Origin of the sequence: Streptomyces sp. NPDC088762 (assembly GCF_044750905.1) — a bacterium.
Classification (GTDB): Bacteria; Actinomycetota; Actinomycetes; order Streptomycetales; family Streptomycetaceae; genus Streptomyces.
On the sequence record NZ_JBIVKT010000017.1, the window covers coordinates 131,115 to 152,397 of the forward strand.

General features: G+C 72.2%; 21 protein-coding genes. 5 read left to right on the forward strand and 16 right to left on the reverse strand.

Annotation, left to right across the window (positions count from 1 at the left end; genetic code table 11):
• Positions 1-9: 9 nt before the first annotated feature.
• The 4 genes from ACIP5M_RS29895 to ACIP5M_RS29910 all read right to left on the reverse strand — a co-directional run bounded on the left by ACIP5M_RS29895 (position 10) and on the right by ACIP5M_RS29910 (position 6,643).
• Positions 10-1,440 carry a sugar porter family MFS transporter gene (locus ACIP5M_RS29895; protein WP_401202463.1) on the reverse strand — a complete coding sequence of 477 codons (1,431 nt, stop codon included), beginning with the start codon at positions 1,438-1,440 and terminating at the stop codon, positions 10-12.
• 219 nt (positions 1,441-1,659) lie between these two features.
• The gene (locus tag ACIP5M_RS29900) at positions 1,660-5,631 is read right to left on the reverse strand and encodes an AAA family ATPase (RefSeq protein WP_401202465.1); all 3,972 of its coding nucleotides are present in this window, start codon (positions 5,629-5,631) and stop codon (positions 1,660-1,662) included.
• Positions 5,632-5,794: 163 nt separating this feature from the next.
• The gene (locus ACIP5M_RS29905) at positions 5,795-6,013 is read right to left on the reverse strand and encodes a hypothetical protein (RefSeq protein WP_030775046.1); all 219 of its coding nucleotides are present in this window, start codon (positions 6,011-6,013) and stop codon (positions 5,795-5,797) included.
• A gap of 348 nt (positions 6,014-6,361) precedes the next feature.
• The gene (locus ACIP5M_RS29910; RefSeq protein WP_215013014.1) at positions 6,362-6,643 is read right to left on the reverse strand and encodes an acylphosphatase; all 282 of its coding nucleotides are present in this window, start codon (positions 6,641-6,643) and stop codon (positions 6,362-6,364) included.
• Between the two features lie 135 nt (positions 6,644-6,778).
• Between ACIP5M_RS29910 and ACIP5M_RS29915 the strand changes: the two genes are divergently transcribed.
• Positions 6,779-7,678, forward strand: a complete 900-nt coding sequence (locus ACIP5M_RS29915; protein ID WP_401202468.1) for a CAP domain-containing protein — start codon at positions 6,779-6,781, stop codon at positions 7,676-7,678.
• Here ACIP5M_RS29915 and ACIP5M_RS29920 read toward each other — a convergent pair.
• Positions 7,675-8,304, reverse strand: a complete 630-nt coding sequence (locus ACIP5M_RS29920) for a flavodoxin family protein (protein ID WP_401202470.1) — start codon at positions 8,302-8,304, stop codon at positions 7,675-7,677. The genes ACIP5M_RS29915 and ACIP5M_RS29920 overlap by 4 nt on opposite strands.
• A 120-nt stretch (positions 8,305-8,424) precedes the next feature.
• Between ACIP5M_RS29920 and ACIP5M_RS29925 the strand changes: the two genes are divergently transcribed.
• Positions 8,425-8,841: a winged helix-turn-helix transcriptional regulator gene (locus ACIP5M_RS29925; RefSeq protein WP_401202471.1), complete on the forward strand. Its 417-nt coding sequence runs from the start codon at positions 8,425-8,427 to the stop codon at positions 8,839-8,841.
• On the opposite strand, the gene mutM is transcribed toward ACIP5M_RS29925, so the two are convergent.
• The 9 genes from mutM to ACIP5M_RS29970 form a co-directional block, all read right to left on the reverse strand.
• The gene (gene mutM, locus ACIP5M_RS29930) at positions 8,814-9,698 is read right to left on the reverse strand and encodes a bifunctional DNA-formamidopyrimidine glycosylase/DNA-(apurinic or apyrimidinic site) lyase (protein ID WP_401202472.1); all 885 of its coding nucleotides are present in this window, start codon (positions 9,696-9,698) and stop codon (positions 8,814-8,816) included. The two genes, ACIP5M_RS29925 and mutM, sit on opposite strands and share 28 nt — an antisense overlap.
• A gap of 86 nt (positions 9,699-9,784) precedes the next feature.
• A complete protein-coding gene (rnc, locus tag ACIP5M_RS29935) occupies positions 9,785-10,636 on the reverse strand; it encodes a ribonuclease III (RefSeq protein ID WP_401202473.1) in 852 nt (283 codons plus the stop codon).
• A gap of 19 nt (positions 10,637-10,655) precedes the next feature.
• Positions 10,656-10,829: a 50S ribosomal protein L32 gene (gene rpmF / locus ACIP5M_RS29940; protein WP_003965982.1), complete on the reverse strand. Its 174-nt coding sequence runs from the start codon at positions 10,827-10,829 to the stop codon at positions 10,656-10,658.
• 2 nt (positions 10,830-10,831) lie between these two features.
• Positions 10,832-11,482 carry a YceD family protein gene (locus tag ACIP5M_RS29945; RefSeq protein ID WP_401202526.1) on the reverse strand — a complete coding sequence of 217 codons (651 nt, stop codon included), beginning with the start codon at positions 11,480-11,482 and terminating at the stop codon, positions 10,832-10,834.
• A gap of 141 nt (positions 11,483-11,623) precedes the next feature.
• Complete coding sequence (locus ACIP5M_RS29950) at positions 11,624-12,700, reverse strand: cell division initiation protein (RefSeq protein WP_401202474.1); 1,077 nt, start codon at positions 12,698-12,700, stop codon at positions 11,624-11,626.
• Positions 12,701-12,803: 103 nt separating this feature from the next.
• Entirely contained in the window at positions 12,804-13,283 is a 480-nt protein-coding gene (coaD, locus tag ACIP5M_RS29955; RefSeq protein ID WP_401202528.1) for a pantetheine-phosphate adenylyltransferase, read from the reverse strand.
• Between the two features lie 14 nt (positions 13,284-13,297).
• Positions 13,298-13,876, reverse strand: coding sequence for a 16S rRNA (guanine(966)-N(2))-methyltransferase RsmD (rsmD, locus tag ACIP5M_RS29960; RefSeq protein WP_401202476.1), 579 nt, complete (start codon positions 13,874-13,876; stop codon positions 13,298-13,300).
• A 73-nt stretch (positions 13,877-13,949) separates the two neighbouring features.
• A complete protein-coding gene (recG, locus tag ACIP5M_RS29965) occupies positions 13,950-16,157 on the reverse strand; it encodes an ATP-dependent DNA helicase RecG (protein WP_401202477.1) in 2,208 nt (735 codons plus the stop codon).
• A gap of 81 nt (positions 16,158-16,238) precedes the next feature.
• A complete protein-coding gene (locus ACIP5M_RS29970; RefSeq protein WP_401202478.1) occupies positions 16,239-17,903 on the reverse strand; it encodes a DAK2 domain-containing protein in 1,665 nt (554 codons plus the stop codon).
• A gap of 241 nt (positions 17,904-18,144) precedes the next feature.
• On the opposite strand from ACIP5M_RS29970, the gene rpmB reads away from it, so the two are divergent.
• Positions 18,145-18,330 (forward strand): 50S ribosomal protein L28, encoded by a 186-nt coding sequence (rpmB, locus tag ACIP5M_RS29975; RefSeq protein WP_007266795.1) that lies wholly within the window; start codon positions 18,145-18,147, stop codon positions 18,328-18,330.
• A 91-nt stretch (positions 18,331-18,421) separates the two neighbouring features.
• On the opposite strand, the gene thiD is transcribed toward rpmB, so the two are convergent.
• The gene (gene thiD, locus ACIP5M_RS29980) at positions 18,422-19,240 is read right to left on the reverse strand and encodes a bifunctional hydroxymethylpyrimidine kinase/phosphomethylpyrimidine kinase (RefSeq protein ID WP_401202479.1); all 819 of its coding nucleotides are present in this window, start codon (positions 19,238-19,240) and stop codon (positions 18,422-18,424) included.
• Entirely contained in the window at positions 19,237-20,220 is a 984-nt protein-coding gene (locus ACIP5M_RS29985; RefSeq protein ID WP_401202481.1) for a thiamine-phosphate kinase, read from the reverse strand. Before ACIP5M_RS29985 ends, thiD begins: the two co-directional genes overlap by 4 nt.
• Positions 20,221-20,465: 245 nt before the next feature.
• Between ACIP5M_RS29985 and ACIP5M_RS29990 the strand changes: the two genes are divergently transcribed.
• Both ACIP5M_RS29990 and ACIP5M_RS29995 read left to right on the forward strand, forming a co-directional pair.
• Positions 20,466-20,699 carry an Lrp/AsnC family transcriptional regulator gene (locus ACIP5M_RS29990; protein WP_030028650.1) on the forward strand — a complete coding sequence of 78 codons (234 nt, stop codon included), beginning with the start codon at positions 20,466-20,468 and terminating at the stop codon, positions 20,697-20,699.
• A gap of 23 nt (positions 20,700-20,722) precedes the next feature.
• Positions 20,723-21,214: a DUF3515 domain-containing protein gene (locus ACIP5M_RS29995; protein WP_401202530.1), complete on the forward strand. Its 492-nt coding sequence runs from the start codon at positions 20,723-20,725 to the stop codon at positions 21,212-21,214.
• Positions 21,215-21,283 lie beyond the last annotated feature (69 nt).

Sequence of the window (21,283 nt, forward strand, 5' to 3'; positions counted from 1 at the left end):
CGGGGAGTGTTACCCCATCTCCTCCAGCGCCTTGCCCTTGGTCTCCGGCACCCACTTGAGGATGAAGGGGATCGAGAGCACGGCGAAGACCGTGTAGATGACGTACGCGCCGGACAGGTTCCAGTCCGACAGGCTCGGGAACGTGACGGTGATGACCCAGTTGGCGATCCACTGGGCCGCGGCGGCGACGCCGAGGGCCGCGGCCCGGATGCGGTTGGGGAACATCTCGCCGAGCAGCACCCAGACCACCACGCCCCAGGACAGGGCGAAGAAGAGCACGAAGCAGTGCGCGGCGATGAGCGCGACCGTGCCCTGGGTGTCGGGCATGGAGATGTTGTCGCCGGTGCCGGTCTTGTAGGAGAACGCCCACGCGCAGAGGCCGAGCGAGAGCGCCATGCCGGCCGAACCGATGAGCGCGAGCGGCTTGCGGCCGATCCGGTCCACGAAGATCATCGCGATCACCGTGCCGATGATGTTGATGATCGACGTGGTGAAGGAGTACAGGAACGAGCTGGTCGGGTCGATGCCGACCGACTGCCACAGCGAGGAGCTGTAGTAGAAGATCACGTTGATGCCGACGAGCTGCTGGAAGACGGAGAGGCCGATGCCGATCCAGACGATGGGCAGGAAGCCGAAGCGGCCGCCGAGGAGGTCCCGGAAGGTGGACTTCTGCTCGGAGCGCATGGCCAGCTCGATCTCGGCCACGCGTACGTCCAGGTCGATCTTGGAGCCCTCGACCTCGCGCAGCACCTGCTTGGCCTGCTCGGTGCGGCCGACGGAGATCAGGAAGCGCGGGGACTCCGGGATGACGAAGGACATCATCCCGTAGAGCACGGCGGGGACGACCATGACGCCGAGCATCCACTGCCAGGCCTCGAAGCCGGCGAGCTTGCCGCGCTGGTCGCCGTCGGCGAGGTTCAGGATGCCCCAGTTGACGAGCTGGGACACGGCGATGCCGATGACGATGGCGGCCTGCTGGAAGGAGGCGAGGCGGCCGCGGTAGGCGGCCGGGGACACCTCGGCGATGTAGGCGGGGCCGATCACGGAGGCCATGCCGATGCCGAAGCCGCCGATCACGCGCCACGCGGCCAGGTCCCAGAGGGCGAACGGCAGGGCCGAGCCGATGGCGCTCGCCGTGAAGAGGAGGGCGGCGATCTGCATGCAGCGGATGCGGCCGATCCGGTCGGCGATGCGGCCGGCGGTGGCGGCGCCGAGGGCGCAGCCGATCAGGGCGGCGGCGATGACCTGGGCGAGTGCCCCGGACCCGATGTCGAAGCGGTCGCGGATGGCGACGACGGCGCCGTTGATGACGGAGCTGTCGTAACCGAAGAGGAAGCCGCCCATGGCAGCGGCCGCGGTGATGAAGACGACGTGGCCGAGGTGGTCGGGGTGGGCGGCGCGGCCACTGCCTGACGCTGGTGCGTTCGCTGTGCTGGTCAAGATGCGCTCCTGGGCCCGGCGTCGAGGGCGGCCGGTGTGGGGGTATGCGTGTTTGAGCGTGTTCCTCCAGTGGCGCACAGCAAACCGCTCACCACCACCTGAACGTCGAACACGGCACGGCAGAGCTTATTGGTTCACTTCCTGAAGTCAATAGGCGAGGGATGACGGTCAACAGGGAGCAGAGGGAGCTATAGCGTTCATCTTCTGAAGTGAGTAGGCCTAGCGGAGGCGTTGGCTGATGACCTTGGAGACCCCGTCGCCCTGCATCGAGACGCCGTAGAGCGCGTCCGCGACCTCCATCGTCCGCTTCTGGTGGGTGATGACGATCAGCTGCGAGCTCTCCTGGAGCTCCTCCATGATCCGGATCAGCCGCTGCAGGTTGGTGTCGTCGAGCGCGGCCTCGACCTCGTCCATCACGTAGAACGGGCTGGGCCGCGCCTTGAAGATGGACACCAGCAGCGCCACGGCGGTCAGCGAGCGCTCGCCGCCGGAGAGCAGCGACAGCCGCTTGACCTTCTTGCCCGGCGGGCGGGCCTCGACGTCCACCCCGGTGGTCAGCATGTTCTCGGGGTCGGTGAGGACCAGCCGGCCCTCCCCGCCGGGGAACAGCCGCGAGAACACCCCCTCGAACTCCCGGGCCGTGTCCCGGTACGCCTCGGTGAAGACCTGCTCGACGCGCTCGTCGACCTCCTTCACCACCTGGAGGAGGTCGGCGCGGGTCTTGCGCAGGTCCTCGAGCTGTTCGCTGAGGAACTGGTGGCGCTCCTCCAGCGCGGCGAACTCCTCCAACGCCAGCGGGTTGACCTTGCCCAGCTGCTGGTAGGCGCGCTCGGCCGCCTTGAGCCGCTTCTCCTGCTGGGCGCGGACGAAGGGGCCGGGCCGGTTGCGGGGGTGCTCCGGGTCGTCGGGCAGGTCCTCGCCCTCGGCGGGCGGGGCGGGCGGCACCGGCTGGTCGGGACCGTACTCGGCGACGAGCGCGGCGGCTTCCATGCCGAACTCCTCCAGCGCCTTGTCCTGCACGGCCTCGATGCGCAGCCGCTTCTCCGCGCCGAGCACCTCGCCGCGGTGCACGGAGTCGGTGAGCTTGTCGAGCTCGCCCTTCAGGTCGCGGCCGGCGGTACGGGCCTCGCCGAGCTCCCGCTCGCGCAGTCCCTTGGCGTACTCGGCCGCGGCCCGCTCCTCTTCGGCGCGCAGGAGGGAGACCTCCACGTGGGCGAGGAGCTGGCGGGCCCCGTCGGCGACCGCGCGCGCCACCTCCGCCTCGTGCCGGAGCCGGGCCCGGCGGCGCTCGGCGCGGGCCCGGGCCTCACGTTCCGCCCGGGCCCCCCGATCGAGTGAATCGGCTCGCCCGGCCAGGCCCTTCACCCGCTCCTCGTGGGTCCGCAGCTGCAGCCGGGCCTCCATCTCGGTCTGCCGGGCGTTGGCGCCGTCGGCGGCGAGCCGGTCCCGCACGGCGGTGTCGGGCTCGTCCTCCACGGGCATCTCCTCGGCCACGGCCAGGCGTTCCGCGCACTCCTCCACGTCGGCCAGCGCCTGTTCGAGCGCGTCCTGGGCCTTGGCCGCGGCGGCGGCACTGCGCTCCGCCTCGCCGGCGGCTCCCTTGGCCTGCCCCGCGAGCCGCCCGAGCTGCTGCGCGACCCCGGCTCGGGCCTGCTCGGCGGCCCGCCGCCGCTCGGCGAGCTCGTCGACCAGCGCCGCGGCCTCCTGCCGGCGGTCCCGGGCGGCGGCCTGGGCGGCGGCCAGCTCCGCGCACTGCCCGTCCAGCCGGGCCAGCTCCGCCTCGGCCTCGTCCACCGCGGCCTGCACCTCGATCAGGCTGGGCGCCCCGGCGGAGCCGCCGTGCGCGAGATGTGCGCCGAGCACGTCTCCGTCCAGGGTCACGGCGACGACCCCGGGCCGCCGGGCGACGAGCCTCTCGGCCTCGTCCAGCGTCCCGACCACGACGTGCTCCCGCACCACCCATGCGACGGCCCGCCACACCCCGGCGTCCCCCTGCACCAGCCCCGCGACGGGCACCCCGCCTTCCGCCTCAAACGCCGGCGGGGCTGAAGCCACGGGGCCCGCCCCGGGCACCAGCGGAGCCGGAACCGCGGGGCTCCGCCCCGCACCCCGCGCCTCAAACGCCGGCGAGGCTGAAAGTGCCGCTGCGCGGCACTCCGGAGAACCCGGGTACGCGGACCGCGACTCCGGTTCCGCCGTACCTTCCAGCCCCGCCGGCGTTTGAGGCGCGGGTCCGGGCAAAGCCCGGTTTCGGGAAGGGGCGGGGTGGGGGAACACTCCCTCGGCCCCGGCCGAAGCCACCGAGCCCGGGGCCTGCCCCTGACGGGCCGGCTCCGGCTGAGCCCCGAAATCCGCCGCCTGCCCCGGCAGAGCAGCTGTCCCGGCGGAGCCCGGGGCCTGGCCCGGGAGGGTGGCTGTCCCGGCGGGGGCCGGGGTCTGGCCCGGGACGGTGGCTGTGGCTGCGGGGCCCGGGGTCTCGGGAGGGGTGATCAGGAGGGTGGCGCGGCCGGCGTCCGCGGTGCGGAGGTGGCGGATCGCGGCGGCCGCGGAGGCCGGGGACGACACCGCCAGCGCGTCCGCCGCGGAGCCCAGGGCAGCGGCCACGGCGACTTCGTAGCCCGGCGCCACCGACAGCCGCTCCGCCGCCGGACCCAGCAGCCCGGCCAGCCGTTCGCGCGCCGCCAGCAGCGCCCCCGTACCGTCCTTGCGGCGCAACCCGAGCGCCAGCGCGTCCCGGCGCGCCGAGACCGCCGCGCGGGACCGTTCCGCCGCGGTGACCGCGTCCCGCGCGGCTGCCAGCTCCGCCTCCGCCGCCGCAAGGCCGGTCCGCGCCGCCTCGTGGTCGGCGCCCACCGCAGGGTCGTCCAGGCCCCCGACCTCCTCTGCCAGGGCCTCGTACTCCTCCTGCGCCGCCACCGCCCGGGACTCCGCCTCGTCGCGCGCCGCGACCAGCCGGTCGATCTCCGCCTGTGCGGCGCCCGCCCGCGACCGGGCCGCGCCGAGGCGCCCCGTCAGCCGGGCCAGCCCCTCGCGCCGGTCGGCGATGGCCCGCGCCGCGTCCCGCAGCCGCCGTTCCTCCCCGTCCAGCGCCCGCTCCAGCTCCGCCCGGTGGGCGGCCGTGTCCTCCAGCGCGCGCGACGCCGCTTCCAGGGCCGCCGTCAGTTCCGCCTCCTGCTCACGGATCCGCGCGGCCTCCCGCTCCATGTCCTCCGGATCACGGCCCCGCCGCTCCTCCTCCACCGGAGCCGTCGCGCTCTTGACCCGGGCGTCCGCCAGGGACGCCGTCCCGCGGACCCGCTCGGCCAGCTGCGAGAGCTCGTACCACGTCTGCTGCGCCCGCTGGAGCCGGGGCGCGAGCTCCCGTACGGCCTGCTCCAGCTCCGCCTCGCGCCGCAGCGCGTCCGCGAGCTGCGCCTCCGCGGCCTCCTTGCGCTCCTTCAGCGCGGCTTCGTCGGCGATCTCCGCGTCGAGGGCCCGGCGCAGCGTGACGAGGTCGTCGGCGAGCAGCCGCAGCCGCGCGTCCCGCAGGTCCGCCTGGATGACGGCCGCCCGCCGGGCCACCGCCGCCTGCCGCCCGAGCGGCTTCAGCTGTCGCCGCAGCTCTTCGTTGAGGTCCTGGACGCGCGCGAGGTTGGCCTGCATCGCGTCCAGCTTCCGCAGCGCCTTCTCCTTGCGCTTGCGGTGCTTGAGGACACCGGCCGCCTCCTCGATGAAGGCGCGGCGCCCCATGGGATCGGCGTGCAGTACGGAGTCCAGCTGGCCCTGGCCGACGATGACGTGCATCTCGCGGCCGATGCCGGAGTCGGAGAGCAGTTCCTGGATGTCGAGGAGCCGGCAGGTGTCCCCGTTGATCTGGTATTCGCTGCTGCCGCCGCGGAACATGATCCGGGTGATGGTGACTTCGGCGTAGTCGATGGGCAGGGCGCCGTCGGAGTTGTCGATCGTCAGGGAGACCTCGGCGCGGCCGAGCGGCGGCCGCCCGGTGGTCCCGGCGAAGATGACGTCTTCCATCTTCCCGCCGCGCAGGGATTTGGCGCCTTGTTCGCCCATGACCCAGGAGAGCGCGTCCACCACGTTGGACTTGCCCGAGCCGTTCGGCCCCACGACGCAGGTGATGCCGGGTTCGAAGCGCAGGGTGGTCGCGGAAGCAAAGGATTTGAAGCCGCGCAGGGTCAGGGACTTGAGGTGCACGCCGCCGGACTCTACCTTTCACGTTCGGTTTCGCCCATGAAGGCGCAGGGCACGACAGACGTCAAAGGCAGCGGCGGCCGAGGAGAGAGGCCAAGAAAGAAGGGACGCCGGAGCGTCCCTTGCAGATCATGCGGGGCTGGAGTCGAGCGACGACGTTATGGGATCAGGTGAGCGCAGGCTCCGCCTGGGGTACGTCGATGTCGATGCTGTTCATCAGCGAGTCTCCGTCGTGCTGAGCGGCGGCCGCGTTCAGCGCGTCATTTTCGGACTGAATCCGTACGAGCTCGGACTCGAGGTCCTGGACGCGCTGCTGAAGCCGTCGCATCTCGGCGAGGAGTCGCGGATCGGAACCGCCGACGTAACCGAGAAGCGCCTTTGCCATGATGGATGGTCCTCCACACTGAGTGACCGACCGAAGCGGTGTGGGTCGTGAGGGATTCGCACCCGCGGTGTCCGGCAGCGACTGTCAGTCACTGCGCTTGGTACTGCCAGCACTGCCAAACAGCTCGGGTGCGCGGGGCTTCCAGCGTCTCACCAAAAAGTTTGACGGTCAACACGATCACGCCCCGTATCGGCGGGCGACCCGGCCCTCGCAGGGGACGTGGAGATCATCCTCATCTCCGAGCCTTCCACGGATCGCCGGCGTCGGCAACGGGCCACCGGAGAATGCGCAGATCCGACCGGGTACGGACGGTCCGGGGGTGTGATCAGTACACGATCAGGCGGGCGCTCAGCGGATGGCGAACCCGTCGTAGCCACCGCGCGGTGTGCCCCAGATCTCCGTCACACCGTCCACCCGGCCGGGCGTGTCGGCCGAGCGCAGCCAGTCCAGCAGCCGGTGGCAATTCTCACGTTGACCTTCCGCCACCACCTGTACTCGCCCGTCGTCGAGATTGAGCGCGAAGCCGACCACCCCACCGACCTCCAGGGCGTTCTCCCTGGTGAACCAGCGGAAGCCCACTCCCTGTACACGGCCGCGCACCCAGGCGGTCATGCGGACATCTTCATTCATGCGTGAACGCTAACCGGGCAAAGACTTTTGGGACACATCGCCCCCTGGCCCCATGGCGTACAGTCGCGCACCAATGAACTCACCCGTTTGGGTGAGTAAAGGACGATCTTGACCTTGAGGGAAGGCACGACGCCGATGGGACGCCACCGACTCCACGCCGCGCCGCGTCGCAGCGGCAAGCGCGGCACCGCCGTGCGCAACGGCCTTCTGGGTGTCTCGGTGGCCGTGGCGCTGGGCACGGCGGCGGTCACCACCGGTGTGGTGCCGGTCGGCAACTCCTTCCCCTACGTGGGGGTCGGCGGTACGGGTTCCGAGGGCGGCGCGCGGGCCGTGGCGAAGTCCTCGGCGAGCCCCGACCACGCGATCGAGCAGCAGGGCGGCCTCGCCAGCCTGTCCGGCCGCAACTCCGCCGGTACGGGTGAATCCCCCTCCGGCAGCCCGTCGGCCTCCCCCTCCCCCTCCCCCTCCCCCTCGGCTTCTGCGTCGAGCTCGCCGAGCCCCTCTGCCTCGCCCTCGCCGAGCGCCTCCCCCTCGGCCGCGCCCTCCACCAAGGCCCCGCGGAAGGCGCCCGCCCCGGCGCCCTCGATCCCGGTGCCCTCGAAGCCGGCGACCAAGGCACCCGCGCCGGTCCCGGCCGCCCCGACGGATTCGGACGGGCACTCGGCCGAGGAGGCCGCCGTGGTGGCCCTCGTGAACCAGGAGCGCGCCCAGGCCGGGTGCGGTCCGGTCCGGGCCAACCCGCCGCTGGCGGCGCTGGCCGGGGCCTTCAGCAAGGACATGGCCGTCCGCGGCTTCTTCGGCCACACCGACCCCGACGGGAACACCCCCTGGGACCGCGCCACCAAGGCCGGGATCTCGGGCCTGGGCGGCGAGAACATAGCCCGCGGTCAGGGTGACGCCACGGCCGTGATGAAGGCCTGGATGAACAGCCCGGGCCACAAGGCGAACATCCTGAACTGCGAGTTCCGCACCCTGGGCGTCGGCGCCCACTTCGCCGCCGGCGGCCCCTGGTGGACGCAGGACTTCGGCTTCTAGCCCACCAGCGCGCCCGGCGACTGGACCGCCGCGAGCGCGGCGCGGCCCGCGATGACCACACGGGTGTGCTCGGCGACCCGGCGGCCGAGGTGCTCGGCGGTCGCGATGTCCGCCTTGTGGACCGCGTCCGCGCCCTCGTCGGCGTTGGACTGGGCGGCCGCACCGGAGGAGAAGCCGAGGCGGTTGAGGTCGTTCTCGGAGCCGGTGCTGGAGTTCCAGCCCGGCTTCAGGCCCAGGTTGACCCAGCTCATGCCGTGCTGCGAGGCCAGCATCTGGAAGTACTGCAGCGTGTTCAGCTTGTCGCCGCTCTTGGAGGCGGAGTTGGTGAAGCCCGCCGCGACCTTGTCCTGCCAGGCGTCGCCGAACCAGCGCTTCGAGGTGGCCTCGGCGAAGACGTGGAAGGCGCCGGAGGCGGTGCCCATGTAGGTCGGGGAGCCGAAGACGATCGCGTCGGACCCGTCGAGCAGCTCCCACTGCGCGTCGTCGATCTCGTCGACCTTGATCAGGTGGACGGTGGCGCCGGCCTCGGCGGCACCGGCCCGGACGGCCTCGGCGATGACGGCGGTGTGGCCGTAGCCGGAGTGGTAGGCGATCGACACGACGGGGGTGGGGGTGATTGCGGACACGGTGACTCTCCTCGGGTGGCTCCGCCGCACCACGGGGCGCGGTGCGACACCAGAAGAAAAGCACTAACTTTTGGAAAGCGCAACCCCATGGTTAGCGCTGCACCGGGGTACGCTCTTTCCATGGAGACACCAGCCATCTGTACCGAGGACGCCCAGACCACCGGACCCGACCCCGCGTTCGACGCCTTCGCGCGCGCGTGCCCGTCCCGGGAAACCCTGGAGCACGTCACCGGCCGCTGGGGCAGCCTCACCGTGAGCGCCCTGCGCGAGGGCCCGTGCCGCTTCAACGAGCTGCGCCGCCGGGTCGACGGCGTGAGCGAGAAGATGCTCTCCCAGACCCTGCACGCGCTGGAGCGCGACGGCATCGTCAACCGCGAGGCGCAGCCCACGAACCCGCCGCGCGTCGACTACGAACTGACCCCGCTCGGTGTCGAGGTCGCGAACCGGCTTCTCGCGCTCATCCACTTCCTCGAGGGGAGCATGCCGCAGGTGCTGACCGCCCGTGAGTCCTACGACGGGGCGCGCGGCGGCCGCTGACAGCGCGGGCAGAAGTAGCTCGACCTGTTCATCCACGGGCGGCGCCGCATCGGCGTGCCGCAGCGCCGGCAGGGCTCGTCCTCGCGCCCGTAGGCGTCGAGCGAGCGGTCGAAGTAGCCGGACTCGCCGTTCACGTTGACGTAGAGGCTGTCGAAGCTGGTTCCCCCGACGTCGAGGGCCGCGTTCATCACGTCCCGCACGTGACCGAGGAGTTCCGCGCTCCGGGGGCGCGTGAGCGTGGCGGTGGGGCGCTCGTAGTGCAGTCTGGCGCGCCACAGCGCCTCGTCCGCGTAGATGTTGCCGACCCCGCTGATCAGCGACTGGTCCAGCAGCGCCCGCTTGACGGTGGTCCGCTTGGCGCGCAGCGCCAGGTGGTAGGCCCCCTCGTCGAACAACGGGTCCAGGGGATCCCGCGCGATGTGCGCGATGACGTCGGGCAGCCCGTCGGGCGTGTTCTCGTGCAGGGACAGCCCGCCGAAGGTCCGCTGGTCCACGAAGCGCAGCTCGGTCCCGGCCGCGCCCGCGGCGGAGCCGCTGCCGGAATCGGTGAACCGCACCCGGATCCGCAGGTGCTTCTCGTCCGGGGCGTCCTCGGGCTGTACGAGCAGCTGCCCGCTCATCCCCAGGTGCCCCAGCACGGACAGGTCCCGCCCCTCCAGCGGCAGCCACAGGTACTTCCCGCGCCGCTGCGGCACGCCGATGGTCTGCCCGGCGAGCCGCGCCGCGAAGTCGGCCCCGCCGGCCGGGTGGCGCCGTACGGCCCGCGGGTGCAGGACCTCGACGGACTCGACGGTCCGCCCGGCCACCCAGCGCTCCAGCCCCCGCCGCACCACTTCGACTTCGGGCAGCTCTGGCACGTGTTCCTCCGGCGTGGGACGTGGGGTCGCGGACAGGAAAACCCCGCCGCACCGGGGTGCGACGGGGTCACTGTAAAAGAAAGCGGTCAGGCGTCCGGCGCCGGGTCGGCGGGCTTCGGCGCCCCGCCGTCCACGGCCACGGCCTCGGCCGGAGCCGGGACCCCCGCCGGAGCGGCGGCGGCAGCGGCTTCCGCCGCGATCCGCTGGTCCGCCGCGGCACGGATACCGCGCCAGGCGGACTCCGCCGCCTGCTGTTCCGCTTCCTTCTTGCTGCGGCCGGTGCCGGTGCCGTACGAGACACCACCGACGCGGGCGGCAGCAGTGAAGGTCTTCTCGTGGTCCGGGCCGGTCTCGGTGACCAGGTATTCCGGTACGCCAAGACCTTCGGCCGCCGTGAGCTCCTGGAGACTGGTCTTCCAGTCCAGGCCGGCCCCGAGGTTCGAGGACTTCTCGATGAGCGGGTCGAAGAGCCGGTGAACCAGCTCCGAGGCCGCGTCGAGGCCCTGGTCGAGGTAGACCGCACCGATCACCGCTTCAAGGGTGTCGGCGAGGATGGAGGCCTTGTCCCGGCCGCCCGTGCCCTCTTCGCCCCGGCCGAGCCGGATGAAGGAGCCGAGGTCGAGGCCGCGTCCGACCTCCGCCAGTGCGCGCGAGTTGACCACCGCGGCCCGAAGCTTGGCCAGCTGGCCTTCGGGGAGATCGGGGTGGGTCGTGTACAGCGTGTCCGTGACCACCAGGCCCAGCACGGAGTCCCCGAGGAACTCCAGCCGCTCGTTGGTGGGCAGACCGCCGTTCTCGTACGCGTACGAGCGGTGGGTCAGAGCACGCACCAGAAGGGCGGACTCGAGTCGATACCCGAGCCGCCCTTCCAGAAGCGTGTGGGACGAGGCCGCGTTGTTACTGTCTGCCTGCTTCTCAGCGTTGGACAGCTCAGACATTGCGCCTCTCACCAGCCGCTCAGACCTCGAGGACCTGGCGCTTGTTGTAGGTGCCGCAGCTCGGGCACGCAATGTGCTGGAGCTTCGGCTCCTGGCAACGCTCACACGAAACCAGGGTGGGGACCGCAGCCTTCCACTGCGACCGGCGGTGGCGCGTGTTGCTGCGCGACATCTTCCGCTTCGGAACAGCCACGGCTACTTCTCCTGCTTCTCGGCGGCGCTCTGAACGTCGTCAGATGCAGTGCCGCTCATGTTGTCCTTCTCGCCGTCCTGATCGGTCACGACGAGTTCCTGCAATGCCGCCCAACGGATGTCGACGGCGTCATGGTGGTGGTCCGGGTCGTCGTTCAGGCTGAGCCCGCAATCGGGGCACAGTCCGAGACAGTCCTCCCGGCACACCGGCTGCATGGGCAGTGCGAGCACCACCACATCGCGCAGCACGGGTTCGAGGTCGAACAAACCGTCCTCGAGGAAGAGCGTGTCCTCGTCGTCCTCGGCGTCGTCGGCCGGTTCCGCCTTGGAGCGGCTCCGGTCGTCGGCGTCAGGGTACGAGAACATCTCCTGGAAGTCCGCCTTGAGCTCGCGCTCGACGGCCTCCAGACACCTTACGCACTCCCCTACGGCCGACGCACGGGCGGTGCCTGTGACAAGCACCCCTTCCATGACCGACTCGAGGCGGAGGCTGAGCTTCACCGGGGCGCCTTCCGGCACTCCGATGACGCCGGCGAGACCGAGGTCCGCCGGTGCCGCGATCTCTCGGGACAGCCGCTGCATGGCACCAGGACGCCGACCCAGCTCGTGCGTGTCGAACACGAGGGGGTTGCGGTGGTCGAGGCGGGTGTTCAGGGCCGTTCCTGCTTTCACAGATCGCTGAAGATCAATCCCTGCGCCGTAAACGATGACCGCTTACGGGCAGCATGGATCGCGGTGCATACGCGCGACCGAACAGCCAGGATACCCGGCGCCGCGCTCTGCGCCCAATCGGCCCTAGCGCCCCTGTTCGTACTGGCGCAGCTGGTCCAGATTGATCATGCTCGTGTCGAAGAAACTGGTCTCGTCGAGGGAGGGCTGCGGGGCCTGGGCCTGCGGCTCCTGGTAGGCCGCGTAAGGGTCGGGCTGCTGCGCACCGTAGTGCGCGGCGTAAGCCGCTCCGGTGGAGCCGGTGCTCGCACCGGGGTACGGGTCGGGCTGCTGGTGCCCGTAGCCCGCGTACGGGTCCTGGTGGCCCTGGTAGGCGTAGCCGTCCTGTTGCTGCGGCTGCCGGTCCTGCTGGTAGCCGTACGTGTCGTACACCGGCTCCGGCTGCGCCGGGATCGGCGCCTGCACCGGCTGCTGGGGTTCGGCCAGGCCCGCCAGGAAGTCCGCGTCGCTCGCCGAGCGGGAGGGCTGCCCGGCCGCCGCGTCCTGGGCGGCCATGTGCGCGCCGAGGTCGTCCGTCGGCACCCGGCCGAGCAGCTTCTGCCGGCCGCGGCCGACGGCCTCCAGGGTCTTGGAGAGCACCGCCTCGAAGGTCGCCAGCTTGGTGTCCACGTACGCGTCCGCCTGCTGCCGCTGCGTCTCCGGGTCGTGGCTGCGCTCGGGCGCCTCCGCGTCCGCGTAGCCGTGCTCGTCCAGCCCGGGACCGCGGCCGAGGAGCTTCTCGCGGCCCCGGTCCACCGAACCGATGGTCTTGGTGAGCACGACCTCGAAGTTCGCGAGCTTGCTGTCGACGTAGTCGTCGGCCTCGGCCCGGATCTCCTCCGCCTCCCGGCGCGCCTCCTCCAGGATCCGGTCCGCCTCGGCCTGGGAGCGCCGCACGATCTCGGTGTCGGAGATGAGCGAACCGCGCTGGTTGTGGGCGGACTCGATGATCCGCTCCGCTTCCCTGCGGGCCTCCTCGACCATCTGCTCCCGGCCGCCGATGAGCTCCTGCGCCTGCGCGAGGGAGCCGGGGAGCGCCTGGCGCACCTCTTCGAGCCGTTCGAGCAGTTCGGCGCGGTTGATCACGCAGGAGGACGACATGGGCATGGACCGGGCGCCGCCGACGGCCGCGACGATCTCGTCGAGCTTCTTCTGCACGTCCATGGGGGCTCGCACTCTCTCGGCCTCGGGCGGTTCCCGAGTCGGTCGGGACGACTGTAAGGCCACCGGGAGCGCCCGGGACACAGACTGACGGCCCGTCAGCCGGTCAGCGGTTGCGCAGCCGCTCCATCAGCGCCGTGTGCACGTGCGCCGGCAGCAGGTGGGCCACGTCGCCGCCCCAGGCCGCGACCTCCTTGACCAGCGAGGAGGACAGGAAGCTGTAGGTGGGGTTGGTCGGCACGAACAGCGTTTCGACGCCCGACAGCCCGATGTTCATCTGGGCCATCTGGAGCTCGTAGTCGAAGTCGCTGACGGCGCGCAGGCCCTTGACGATGGCCGGGATGTCCCGCTGCTTGCAGAAGTCGACGAGCAGGCCGTGGAAGGCCTCGACCTGGACGTTCCCGTAGTCGGCCACCGCCTCGCGGATCAGCTCGATCCGCTCTTCGACGGTGAACAGGCCCTGCTTGGACTGGTTGATCATCACGGCGACGTGGACGACGTCGTAGAGCCTGGAGGCGCGTCCGATGATGTCGAGGTGTCCGTTGGTGATGGGATCGAAGGATCCCGGACAGACGGCGCGGCGCACGTGAGCTCCCTCGTTCATGAGTCTTCGCTGGTGAAGGCGGCGCGACCGTACCAAAGAGTGCCCTCGCCGTACTTCCGGGACCGGAGCGGCTCGAAGCCGTCGGGCCACGGGAAGGCTCCGCTCCTGGTGCTGCGTTCCACGGTGACGAGCGCACCGTCCGTGAGCCAGCCATTGGACCGGAGTGTGAGGAGGATCTCCCGAAGATCGTCGTGGCCGACGGCGTACGGGGGGTCCAGGAAGACGATGTCGTACGGTTCCCCGCTCGCGGCGCCCGTGACGATCTGCTCGGCCTTGCCCGACCGGAACTCCGCGCCGGGCAGGCCCACCGCCTTGATGTTGTCCCGGATGGACTTGGCGGCCTTGGGGTCGGTCTCGACCAGCAGCGCGTGCACCGCGCCCCGGGAGAGGGACTCCAGCCCCACGGCGCCGGAGCCCGCGTAGAGGTCGAGGACCCGGGCCCCCTCCACTCCGTGCAGGGACTCCCAGGTGGAGAAGAGGCCTTCGCGCATCCGGTCCGAGGTCGGCCGGGTGCCGGTGCCCGGGGGCACGGCCAGCCGTCGCCCGCCGGCGGTGCCGGCGATCACGCGGGTCATCTGGGGTCCTTCTGTACGGCGGTCGGTGGGTGCCGTGGCGGCGCCGCGGCACTCCCACGATAGGTCGTGCCGCTCAGCCCTTGTCCAGGTACTGCTCGCGCTCGGTGTCCAGCAGGGCGTCCAGGGCGGTCCGCAGGCCGGGCAGCCGCTCCAGTTCGGGGTCGGCGGCGACCACGCGGGTGGCCTCCTCGCGGGCCTGGGCGATGACCTCCTCGTCCTCGATGACGGCGAGCATCCGCAGGCTGGAGCGGACGCCGGACTGGGCCTGGCCCAGCACGTCGCCCTCGCGGCGCTGTTCCAGGTCGATCCGGGAGAGCTCGAAGCCGTCGAGGGTGGCGGCGACGGCGGCCAGCCGGGCCCGCGCGGGGCTCGCCTCGTGCATCTCGCTGACCAGCAGGCACAGGCCGGGCGCGGAGCCCCGGCCGACGCGGCCGCGCAGCTGGTGGAGCTGGGAGACGCCGAACCGGTCCGCGTCCATGATCACCATGACGGTGGAGTTGGGGACGTTCACCCCCACCTCGATGACCGTGGTGGCGACCAGCACCTTGACCTCGCCGGCGGCGAAGCGGCGCATGACGTCGTCCTTGTCGGCGGGGTCCATCCGCCCGTGCAGCACCTCGACGCCCAGCCCGGCGAGCGGGCCGCGCGCGAGCTGCTCGGCGATCTCCAGGACGGCCAGGGGCGGCCGCTTCTCCGCCTCGTCCTCGGCGGAGGCCTTCTTCTTCTTGGGCTCGTCCTCGGCGTCGCCGATGCGCGGGCAGACCACGTACGCCTGGTGGCCGTTCTCCACCTCCTCGCGCACCCGCTCCCAGGCCCGCGCGAGGAAGTGCGGCTTGTCCTTGGCGGGCACCACGTGGGTGGCGATCGGCGAGCGCCCGGCGGGCAGCTGGTCGAGGACCGAGGTCTCCAGGTCGCCGAAGACGGTCATCGCGACGGTGCGCGGGATCGGGGTCGCGGTCATGACCAGCAGGTGCGGCGGCTGCTTGCCCTTCGACCGGAGCGCGTCGCGCTGCTCGACGCCGAAGCGGTGCTGTTCGTCGACGACGACCAGGCCGAGGTCGTGGAACTGCACCTTGTCCTCGATCAGCGCGTGCGTGCCGATGACGATCCCCGCCTCCCCGGTGACGAGGTCGAGCAGTGCCTGTCGGCGCGCGGGCATCCCCATCGACCCGGTGAGCAGCACCACTTTGGTGCCCTGGTCGGATCCGCCGAGCATGCCTCCCTCGGCCAGCTCGCCCATCATCTCGGTGATGGACCGGTGGTGCTGCTGCGCCAGGACCTCGGTGGGCGCGAGCATCGCGGCCTGCCCGCCGGAGTCGACGACGGCGAGCATGGCCCGCAGCGCCACCATCGTCTTTCCCGAGCCCACTTCTCCCTGGAGGAGGCGGTGCATGGGGTGGCTGGTGGCCAGGTCGTCGAAGATCTCCTTCGAAACGGTCTGCTGGCCCTCGGTGAGCGTGAAGGGGAGCTTGGCGTCGAAGGCGTCGAGCAGGCCGCCGGGGGCGGGGCGGCGGGGCACGGCCGGGAGCTGGGAGTCGGCGTGCCGGCGGCGGGCCAGGGCGACCTGGAGGACGAAGGCCTCGTCCCACTTCAGGCGTTGGCGGGCGTCCTCGATGTCGGCCTTGGTGCCAGGCCGGTGGATCTTGAGCAGGGCCTCGGTGAGCGGGATCAGCCCGCGGCCCTCGCGCAGGGCGGGCGGCAGCGGATCCACGGCCTCCCGGGCGCTGGGCAGCACCGCGTCCACGCACTTGGCGATCTTCCAGGACTCCAGCTTGGCGCAGGCCGGGTAGATCGGGATGAGCTGGTTGGCGAAGGCGGTGGCGGCGTCCCGGTCGGAGGCCTCCGCGCCGAGCGGCTCGTACGCGGGGTGCGCCAGCTGGAGCTTGTGGTTGAACTTCGACACCTTGCCGGCGAACATCGCGCGGCTGCCGGGCAGCAGTTCCTTGTGCGGCTTGTGGACGCCGGCGCCGAAGAAGACCAGCTGGAGCCGGCCGCTGCCGTCGGTGATCGTCACTTCGAGGCGTTTCCCGCGGCCGCCGTTGAAGGTGAGGACGCGGGCGTCGGCGACCTGCGCGACGACGGTCACGTGCTCGTCGATCTGATCGGCGAGCTCGGCCAGCGAGGTCAGCTCCCCCCGTTCGGCATACCGCCGGGGGTAGTGGTGGAGCAGGTCCAGGGCCGTGTGCAGGCCGAGCTGCTCGGCCAGCACCTTGGCGGTGGCGGGGCCGAGCGTCTTCTTGAGGTCTTCGTCGAGCGCGGGCACGTGTTCATTGCACACCATGGCGCTGACAAGGGGGGCGTTCGACCCCTGATCGCCCCCTGATCACCGCCTGATCACCGCTTGCCCGCCCCTTGCCCGCCCCTATTCGACGCCGATCAGGAGCGGCGCCGAGTGCCGGCCGCCCCGGTAGGTGACGGTGTCCACGGCCAGGTGGCCGTGCTGTACGTACGCCTCCAGGCGCTCGGCGAGGGCCTCCGGCACCTCGGGGCCCAGGACGAGGGTGACCAGTTCGCCGCCTGAGCCCAGCATGCGCTCCAGCACGGCCTCGGCGGTCTCGGTGAGGCCCGAGCCGATGACGGCGACGTCCCCGTCGATCAGACCGAGCACGTCGCCCGCCTGGCAGATGCCGGCCGAGGTGAAGGACTGCCGTTCGGCGACGGCGAGCTCCCCGTAGCGGGTGGCGCCGGCCGCGGACGTCATGGCGACGACGTCCTCGTCGAAGCTGCCCTCGGGGTCGTGCACGGCGAGGGCGGCCAGGCCCTGGACCGCCGAGCGCGTGGGGATCACGGCCACCCGGACGCCGTCGGCGCGGGCCTGCTCGGCGGCCGCGGCGGCGGTCGCGCGCAGCTCGGCGCCGCCCGGCAGGAGCACCACCTCGCGGGCGTGCGCGCGCCGGATGGCCTCGACCAGCTCGGAGACGGCCGGGACCTCCCCGGGGGGCGCGAGCACGGCGGTCGCGCCCGCCTCCGCGCACAGCCCGGCCAGGCCCTCGCCGGGAACCACCGCGACGACGGCCCGCTGGACACGTTCGCCGCGCGCCCGGCGCCGCTCGTCGCCGAAGTGCGTGATGCGTATCCGGTAGGGCCGTCCGGCCACGACGCCGGCCTCCACGGCCGCTCCGGGGTCGTCGACGTGGACGTGGACGTTCCACAGCCCCTCGCCGCCGACCACGACCAGGGAGTCGCCGAGCCCGTCGAGCCGCTCGCGCAGCTCGCCGACCGCCGCGTCGGAGGCCTCCAGCAGGTAGACCACCTCGTACGCCGGCCCGTCGTCCGGCTGCTCGCACGGGTCGGGCGGCCGGGGTACGGCCACGGCCCGGCCCGGCACCGGTTCGGCGGCCGGCTCCTCGCCGGACAGCGCCTGCCACAGGGCCCCCAGTACGGCGACCACTCCGCAGCCCCCGGCATCGACCACCCCGGCCCGGCCCAGCGCGGCCAGCTGCCCCGGGGTCTCGGCCAGGGCGGCGCGGGCCGCGTCGTAGGCGGCCCGGGCCACGTCGGCGGCGGTCCCCGCGTCCTGCGCGCCCTCGCCGGCCCGGGCGGCGGCCGCGGCGACGGTGAGCATGGTGCCCTCCACCGGGTGGGCGACGGCCTGGTACGCCTCCTGGGCGGCCCGGGTCAGGGCCCGGGCCAGCAGCGGGCCGGGCTGCCGCTCCCCGGGCTCCTCCTCCCCGAGCACGTCGGCCACGCCCCGCAGCAGCTGCGCCAGGATCGTCCCGGAGTTCCCCCGCGCCCCTATGAGCGCGCCGTGCGCGTAGGCCCGTACGGCCTGGGCCAGCGTGGTGCCCGGTGTGGCGTCCGTCATGCCGGGGGCCGGCTGTGCGAAGAGCTCGCCGAGGGCCCGGTCGGCCGCCTCGGCGGTGAGGTGGAGGTTGGTTCCGGTGTCCGCGTCGGCCACGGGGTAGACGTTGATCGCGTCGATGTCCTCGCGGGCCCGGCCCAGTGCGGCCACGGCCAGCGAGCTCCAGGTGCGCACCGCTTCGGCGTCGAGCTTGTCGGCGGGCTGCGGCGCAGGCTCGTACGGCACCGGGCGTTCCTCCTTGTGCGGGCCGGGGTTCACCGCAGGGTAACCAAGGACTGCCGGGGCGTCCGGACCGCGGGGCGGGGGCCGGGGCGGCCATGGTAGTTTTCTTGGACGGACGCAGTCGTTGTATGCTGCTCCGGTTGCCCGATGAGAGTCGGGCCATTCCCCCGGCAAACCACTTCAGACTCTCTGATTCCGGTGCGCCGGATTCACTGTAATTGCATCTGAAGTTTTGGAGTGACCTGTGGCTGCCAACTGCGACGTTTGCGCCAAGGGGCCGAGCTTCGGCAACAACATCTCCCACTCGCACCGCCGCACCTCGCGTCGCTGGAACCCGAACATCCAGCGCGTCCGTGCCGTGGTCAATGGGACGCCGAAGCGCCTCAACGCCTGCACCTCGTGCATCAAGGCCGGCAAGGTCTCGCGCTGACGCCTCACGTCGTAGCGCAGCCCTTCCCGGTTGCCAAAAGGAAGGCCGGTTCACCTCTGGTGAACCGGCCTTTTGCCTTCTCCGGGCAGTCTCAGCGCCACTGCCAGCCGTGATCCACCGGGCCGGTCCCCGCGCCGAGCGGGAAGCCGGCGGCGATGGCGCCCGTGACGTACGCCTTGGCGGCCGTGACCGCCTCCGGGACGGCCAGGCCCTTCGCCAGGCCGGCAGCGATCGCGCTCGCGAGGGTGCAGCCCGTGCCGTGGGTGTGGCGGTTGGCGGACCGCGGGGCCCGCAGCCACCGCTCGTCGGTGCCGTCCGTCAGCAGGTCCACGGCCTCGCCGCCGTGCGCCGCCAGGTGGCCGCCCTTGATGAGCGCCCACCGGGACCCGTGGCCGAGGACCGCGCCGGCGGCCCGCCGCATGTCGTCCTCGGTCTCCACCACCACGCCCGTCAGCTGCGCCACCTCGTCCAGGTTGGGCGTGGCCACGGTGGCCCGCGGCAGCAGCTCCCGGCGTACGGCGTCCAGCGCCGAGGCGGCGAGCAGCTCGTCGCCGTGCTTGGAGACGCCCACGGGGTCCACGACGGCCGGGGCGGGGGTGGCGGCGAGCAGCTCCGCCACCGTCTCCACGAGCACGGCCGAGGACAGCATCCCGGTCTTCACGGCCTGTACGCCGATGTCGTCCACGACGGCCTGGTACTGGGCCCTGACGGCCTCGGCGGGCAGCTCCCAGGCTCCCCGTACCCCGAGGGAGTTCTGCGCGGTCACGGCGGTCACCACGCTCATCCCGTGCACGCCGAGCGCGAGCATCGTCTTGAGGTCGGCCTGGATGCCCGCGCCGCCGCCGGAGTCGGATCCGGCGACGGTCAGGCAGAGCGGCGGGGCGCCGGCCGGCGTGCCCACGGTGCTCATGACGGGGCGCCCTCCGCGGCGGGGTCGGCCCCGAAGTGGTCCCAGCCACCGGTGCTGGTCCAGGGGGCGCCGTCCACGGTCACCTGGGGCAGCGCGGAGCGGTTCAGGACCTCGCCGATGACCTTCCAGCGGGCCGGGAGCTTCACGTCGGGCGGGAAGGTCGCCACGATCGCGTGGTCCTCGCCCCCGGTGAGCACCCACTGGAGCGGGTCCACGCCGACCGCCTGCCCGATGTCGTGCATCTGGGTCGGGATGTCGACGGACGCCGAGCGCAGGTCGATCCGTACCTTGCTGGCCTCGGCGATGTGCCCGAGGTCGGCGATCAGGCCGTCGCTGACGTCGGTCATGGCGGTGGCGCCGAGCCCGGCGGCCGCGGGGCCCGCGTGGTACGGCGGCTCGGGGCGCCGGTGCGCCTCGACGAAGGCCCGCGGGGAGCGGAAGCCGCGCGAGAGCACGGCGAAGCCGGCGGCGGACCAGCCGAGCCAGCCGGTCACGGCGACGACGTCGCCGGGCTGGGCACCGGAGCGCAGGACGGGCTCGTGGTTGCGCAGGTCGCCGAGGGCCGTGATGGCGACGGTGATGGCGTCGCCCCGGACGACGTCCCCGCCGACCACGGCCGCACCGGCGACCTGGCACTCGTCGCGGATCCCGTCCATCAGCTCGGTGGGCCAGGTGACCGGCAGTTCGGCCGGGACGACGAGGCCGAGGAGCAGCGCGGTCGGCACCGCGCCCATGGCGGCGATGTCGGCGAGGTTCTGCGCGGCGGCCTTGCGGCCGACGTCGTAGGCCGTGGACCAGTCGCGCCGGAAGTGCCTGCCCTCCAGCAGGATGTCGGTGCTCGCCACGACCCGCCGGTCGGGGGCCGACACCACCGCGGCGTCGTCGCCCGGTCCGAGCCGGACCGCCGGGGTGGTGGTGAGCCGTGAGGTGAGCTCCCGAATGAGCCCGAACTCCCCCAGCTCGCCCACAGTGCCCTTCATCGCTGTGCCCCTTCTTGCCCAGTCCGCTTGCGGTCGCGAGCCGTCACAGCTCTGGGTACCGTCAACAGATACGTCAACTTCTGCTCTTCGTACGCCCCGCTGTGCGTGGCGCCGGGCTCGCGGGTCTCCCCGTGGCGCGCGGCGACGCGGTACCGTGGCGTCCCTTCTTCCCCCGGCCCTTCCGATTGTGTGGGGCCCACCCGAAGGTTAGGGGAAATGACCCTCGTGGCCGCCCTGGAGGTTCCGTGGTACAGGCGTACATCCTTATCCAGACCGAAGTGGGCAAGGCGTCGTTCGTCGCCGAGTCCATCGGCCAGATCCCGGGGGTGATCCAGGCCGAGGACGTGACGGGCCCGTACGACGTGATCGTGCGCGCCCAGGCCGACACCGTGGACGAGCTCGGCCGCATGGTGGTCGCCAAGGTCCAGCAGGTGGAGGGGATCACCCGCACCCTGACCTGCCCGGTGGTCCATCTGTAGCCCCCGTCTACTCTTGGCCGGTGATGTCCCTCCACCGCCGGCCCGTCCGTCTGCTGGCCCTGCCCGCCTTCTCGGCCCTGCTGGCCCTCGCGGGCTGTGCCCCGGGGGATTCCGAGGCCCGGGTGGACCCGCCGCCCACGCCGCCCGCCGACGTCGCGGGCTTCTGTGCAGCACTGCACGAGGAGCTCCCGGAGAAGGTGGGCGGCCTGGCGCGGACCCGGACCGCACCGGAGTCCGATCTGACCGCCGCTTGGGGCGGCTCGGCGATCGTACTGCGGTGCGGTATCCCCAAACCCCCCGCGATGACGGATCCCCAGCAGGACGGCGTCCACGTCAACGGGGTCGCCTGGCTCCTGGAGAAGCGCGAGAACGGTGGGTTCCGGTTCACCACCGGGATGCGGCTGGCGTACACGGAGGTACTGGTCGACAAGGAGCATGCCACGGATGCGGGCATGCTGGTCGGCCTGTCCACGGCCATCGCCGCGACCGTGCCCGAGGGCATCTCCTCCTACTGAGCGGTCCGCCGGGCACACCGCCGCCCGCCGGCCCTGCCTTTCAGGGCGGGCCGGCGGGCGGTCGGCTGT